Source organism: Rhodobacter sp. NSM (assembly GCF_052244495.1).
In the GTDB taxonomy this organism is placed as follows: domain Bacteria; phylum Pseudomonadota; class Alphaproteobacteria; order Rhodobacterales; family Rhodobacteraceae; genus Cereibacter_A.
In genome coordinates this window covers 1-5,178 of the sequence record NZ_JBQPXH010000038.1, presented here as the reverse complement: position 1 = coordinate 5,178, position 5,178 = coordinate 1, and the positions used below count along the sequence as shown (strand labels likewise).

Genomic DNA, 5,178 nt, shown 5'->3' with positions numbered 1-5,178 from the left:
TGGATTCCCATTTAGGCGATACGCTTCGTGACGCTCGGTCTCTCCCTCTACGGGTTCTACCGCCGTAGCCCCTCCTCGCAACGAGGCGAGGGCTCGATCAATCTGGACAACCATCTCAGCTGCTTTTGCTCGCAATGCGATCAGTTCACCTTCCATCGTACTCTCCTGGTTCACTCACGAGGAAAAAACCCGCGATAGGTCATAATCATGGGTACTAAAGGACGCGTCAACACATTACGTGCATTTTGACTCCTGTAAGTGACGATGAATGCCGCCCCCTTCTTCATCTCTTCTCTTCTTCCTCTTCGTGGCACCCTAACCAATTGATATGACTGTGAAACAACACCTCATAGGCTACTTCCTGTCCGGCTGACGGCTACTTCCTGTCCGGCTGACGGCTACTTCCTGTCCGGCTGACGGCTACTTCCTGTCCGGCTGGAACGGCGACTCAGCCCCTTCTCCAAGGCCATTGCTGGGCCAACAGCTACACGATACGCTAATCTGGTAGCCAATCCGTGAGCGTCCATGAAGACCCTGACCATGCTCCCGAATGAGGGGGAGATGCTGAAGCCTGCCGAGCTGATCGAGCTGCGCGGTGTTGGCCCTCTCACGCTTCATGACCGCAGGCTGTTCAACCAGCTTATCGAGGCGGCATGGGGACCGCAGCTTGGAGAGCCTGGACGGGAGTTCACCGTTGCAACGGCGGATCTCAAGCTGCCCGACGAGAGCAACACCAGGCTGGTCGAGAGCATCGAGCGCCTGATGAGGACCATCGTGGTGGCCAGAGGACCGGACGGGGCAGAGACACGCCTCCAGCTCCTCGGGACGAACACGATCCGCACCACGGTCAACTCGGGAACGCTGACCTACTCGTTTCCGCCGAAGCTGGCCGAGCTGGTGCGGGACAGCTCGATCTTCGCCAAGCTCGATCACGCCGTGATGCGGTCCTTCTCGTCGAAGTACGCCTTCGCACTCTACGAGGCGATCTCGCGGAGGATACGGCTGCGGCACGTCTGCACCGAGGAGAAGGACATCGCTGGGATGCGCGAGCTGCTGGGCGTGGAGCCGGGGAAGCTCGATCTGTTCAAGAACCTCCAGAAGAAGGCCATCGAGCCGGCACTGACCGAGGTGAACGCGATCACGCCCTACAACGTGACCATCTTGCCGAAGAAGGAGGGCAAGAAGGTGGTCGGTTTCATCATGGGCTGGGCCGTGAAGGACGAGGCGGGACTGAAGGAGGCATATGCGGAGCTGAACCGGCCACGGGTGGGGCGGAAGGAAAGGCTGTACGGCACAGCTGAGACCTCGATCACCACATGACCTTGCGTTGAGGCTCCTGCATCAAAACCGAGCAGTGGATGAAGTAGCGTTACGGCCCCGGCAAACGGATCAATCCGGCCTAGAGGACCAGCCCGGATCAACGCTGAAGGTTGTGTGGCTGTTCTCGCGGAACTCAAACCGCCAATAGCAACCCAACGCCGATGAACAGGACCACTATCAGGATCGCACCAGCGACGCCGAGGGTTCCCTGCGCTTTAGCGACAAGGCCTCCGGTCCTAACAACGACGGTGAGGCTCGAACTTTGTTCAGCCATACGGCAAGTCTCCTGTATTCGCGATTCGAGATCCCTCGTCGCGTTAGCTTCAGTTGACCTGGCTATGAGTGGCTGGCACAAACAAGATGTGCGCTCTGGCCAGCCGCCAGGGTAATGGGCGCCGGTTCCCATGTGGTGATGGGGCCGGCGTTTCACTTGTCCCGCCTCTGCTATCTCCATGCGCAAGACGCAGAGAACTGGCAAATTCCCAAGTGAGTTCAGTATTGGCGGTTTCTGCCGAACCTCAAGATTTTTCGCGACTATGGATGGTTTGCGGGGGGCGTCAAGCGCCCCTACTCCCACCAGTAGCAGAGACTGACGGGAAGCAAGTTTGGCAGATCTTCCATCCCTATTCAGTGTGAGGACAAACTCATCCTCTGCCTCCTGCTGCGGCGTGATTATGGGTTTTCAAGATCGTCTCCAATTCCCCCCACGCTTTGAGAGAACGCCATTTGGCGCTGTCTCGTCGGTCCTTCCCGAACGCCTTGTCTGGCCCCCGGTGTCATCATCGGGGGTCGCTTTCGTTCTGGTGACCGGCAACCGCAACCATGGAGGTCGGAAATCAACCGGCCCCACTCACAAGGCGCTTCCGCAATGAACGACATGACCACAGCCGAGCTGGTCCGCTTGGATCAGATCGACGACTACGACACGAGCTTCAGCGCCAGGAGCTGGAGGAACGACGATTGGACGAAAACCCTGGCGGTTACCCTGAAGCGCACCGGGAAGCTCGATCCCGTGCTGCTCTGGCGCGACCCTGACAGCCCCGAGGGGAAGCTGCTCATCGTTGATGGCCACTACCGGATCGCAGCTTACCGCAGCCTCAAGAGGGCGGAAGCCGTTGCGCAGATCGTGCAAGGCAGTCGCGAGCAGGTGCTGCTTCAGGCCGCCCACAGCCACCTGAGAGGCAAACTCCCTCTCTCCGCTCGTGAGCAGGCCAACTTCACCTGGAAGCTCGTTCGAGAGGTCGGCCGCAGCATCTCGAAGGCCGAGCTGGTGAAGCTGACAGGCATGGGGACGACAACTATTTCCAGGATGCGAGCGCGATGGACTGAACTGCTCCAGAAGGCACAAGACGATGGAGAAGACGAACCGGACATCACCGGCGATTGGCATCGTGACATGAAGGACAAGCCGGTGGGCGAGCCGGATGCGCTGAAGGATGAGGAGCGCACAAAGGCCGTCCAGGAGCTGGCAAGAGCGGTGCGGAACCTCACCGACAGGCGGAAGCACAAAGTGCTGGCCCAGGATGGAAGCATCGTGCTGGAGGCGATGTCAGTGGCCTTGGGCGACGAGACAGTGCGGGCGCTGCACGACTTCGCCTTCAGCAGTGATGAGGAACTACTGACGGACTGGAAGGCGATCGAGGTGGCCCACACCGGGCCTGAGATGCCCTTCTGAAGCCGCACCTGTCCTAGCAGTAGTTGTCCCGTGTGGGACAGGCAGCGCCGATCAGCGGCCTTCTCATGCGGCCTGTGCTGCCATCAGCAGGCGAATGTTCTGCGGCAAAAATCCCAGAGGGCAGTTTGATAGACCTGCAAGCCACAGTTCCCCCCGCACGGGGGGGCTGATGGTCAATGGCCGTGACTTGACCGGCCAAATAGAACACCCTCTGCCAGACGTTGACCGGCAGGAGGTGGCCGTGGGTGAGTTGTCCATGCGAGAGGCGGCAAGGCTGTTCGATGTATCGAGGCCCACGCTGGCAAAGCGGATCAAGGAGGGGAAGATCAGCGCAAGGCCCGCTGAAGGCGGAGGATGGCTGATCGACCCTTCCGAGCTGCTGAGGGCTGGCATTCAGGCACGGCAACCCCGCAGACCCAGCGTGGTCAACCCAGTGGTCAATGTCGGTCAAGGCCTCACCGGTCAACTTACCACGCCTGCCGGGTCAGCACCGGTCAACGGCGATCCGCATACAAGCCTGTTGGCACAAGAGGTCGAGGCTCTGAAGACCAAGCTGACCGAAGCGGAGCGTCGAGCCGCTGTGGCTGAAGCATTGGCACAGGAGCGAGCGGAGCGGATCGAGGATCTACGGCGGATGTTGCCCCCTCCAGATCGCGCAGAACAAGCCTCTGGTGTGGGCCAACGCAGGTGGTGGTTCTGGCTCGCTCGTAACACCCACAACGAACGTTGACGTTTGCAACGAAGCCTTCTACGACAGGGGCAACCCTGATCGAGGAGGCCCTTCATGCAGCAGTTCATCATCTACCGGCGCGTCAGCACCGAGGATCAGGGGCGCTCTGGACACGGCATGGACGCCCAGCGCCGGGACATAGACCTGTTCCTGGCCCAATATGCCGAGCAGCCGTGGGAGATCATCGCCGAGCTGGAGGACATCCAGTCCGGGGCCGACAGCCGCCGTCCTGCGCTGACCGAGGCGGTGGAGCTTGCCCGGAAGACCGGAGCTACGATCCTCGTCTCGAAGCTTGACCGGCTGTCGCGGAAGGTGTCGTTCATAGCGGCCCTGCTGGATGACAAGCGAGTGCAGTTCCGGGTCGCCTCTATGCCACAGGCCGACAAGTTCCAGCTCCACATCTACGCGGCCTTGGCCGAGCAGGAGCGGGAGTTCATCTCGCTACGGACCAAGGCCGCTCTGGCCGAGGCCAAGGCGAAGGGGAAGCAGCTCGGGGGGCTACGTGATGCCACCGGGAAGCGGAACGAGGCAGTGCAGCGTGAAGCGGTTGAGCGGGCTGAGACGGTAGCACCGCTAATCCTGCCTATGCGGGCGCAGGGCAAGAGCCTGCGGGAAATCGCGGACGCCTTGAACGAGACAGGCGTCAGGACCGCGAGGAGTGGTCGCTGGACGGCTTCCCAAGTCATGCGAGCGCTCGCTCGTCTTGAACGGCTTGCGGCGTAAAACCAGCTCCCACTTCCCAGCAGCTTGCCCCACACTGTTCTGATCTTCTTCGTCGCAAGGATCAAAAATGCGTGCTCTCATCGGGGTTGCTTTGGCCGTGCTCCTCGTAGCCTCAGCGTCTGCCGAAACATCCAAATCAGAGTGGGATGTTATGAACTCCCTTGAGAAGCGGGCCTACGTGAGAGGCGCTTTTGACCAGAGCCAAACTCTCTTCTCCGAGGAACGCTTGAACACCGTAACCCGGGATATCGGGAACTGTGTAATCGACATGAAACTTACCGACTTGAGTTTGGTCCAACTTGTCGAACACCAGTACACTGACCTGAGCATGTGGCAGTTTCCACCCAACATGCTTCTCGCGATTGGTCTTCGACAAGTATGTCTCTCCCACATGAACCGCGCCCGAGCGGCTCGAAACGAGCCTCTGCTTGAGTAGGCCGCGCTTCGTTCACATCGAAAATGTCAACGGTTCATCACCAAGGGAACGACCAGCTGAGTACAAGCAGATGCCTGGTTCGATGGGTGTGCGGCGGAACCGGTAGGTGCAGCAGGTTTAGGTCCCGCTGCGCTTTGCGTTATCAGTCCTTCACAGCCCCTTCATCAGGCGACGCCGGAATCGAGCCACACCAAGCGGTGCGACGGTCATCCTGTCTGCGATTTGGCGGTCATCCAAGCCCGCATGGATGAGGCGTGTCATGACTGCGCTGCCCAGTTCCGAAAGGCGGCCCTC

General features: G+C 60.1%; 4 protein-coding genes. All 4 read left to right on the top strand.

The features are described 5' to 3' along the window. Positions 1-561: 561 nt before the first annotated feature. The 4 genes from ACTVZP_RS22035 to ACTVZP_RS22020 all read left to right on the top strand — a co-directional run bounded on the left by ACTVZP_RS22035 (position 562) and on the right by ACTVZP_RS22020 (position 4,448). The gene (locus tag ACTVZP_RS22035) at positions 562-1,320 is read left to right on the top strand and encodes a replication initiation protein (RefSeq protein WP_443214270.1); all 759 of its coding nucleotides are present in this window, start codon (positions 562-564) and stop codon (positions 1,318-1,320) included. An 868-nt stretch (positions 1,321-2,188) separates the two neighbouring features. Next, a complete protein-coding gene (locus tag ACTVZP_RS22030; protein ID WP_443214269.1) occupies positions 2,189-2,995 on the top strand; it encodes a hypothetical protein in 807 nt (268 codons plus the stop codon). A 241-nt stretch (positions 2,996-3,236) separates the two neighbouring features. Then, positions 3,237-3,725 (top strand): helix-turn-helix domain-containing protein, encoded by a 489-nt coding sequence (locus ACTVZP_RS22025; RefSeq protein WP_443214268.1) that lies wholly within the window; start codon positions 3,237-3,239, stop codon positions 3,723-3,725. A 54-nt stretch (positions 3,726-3,779) separates the two neighbouring features. After that, the gene (locus ACTVZP_RS22020) at positions 3,780-4,448 is read left to right on the top strand and encodes a recombinase family protein (protein WP_443214267.1); all 669 of its coding nucleotides are present in this window, start codon (positions 3,780-3,782) and stop codon (positions 4,446-4,448) included. Positions 4,449-5,178: the final 730 nt, after the last annotated feature.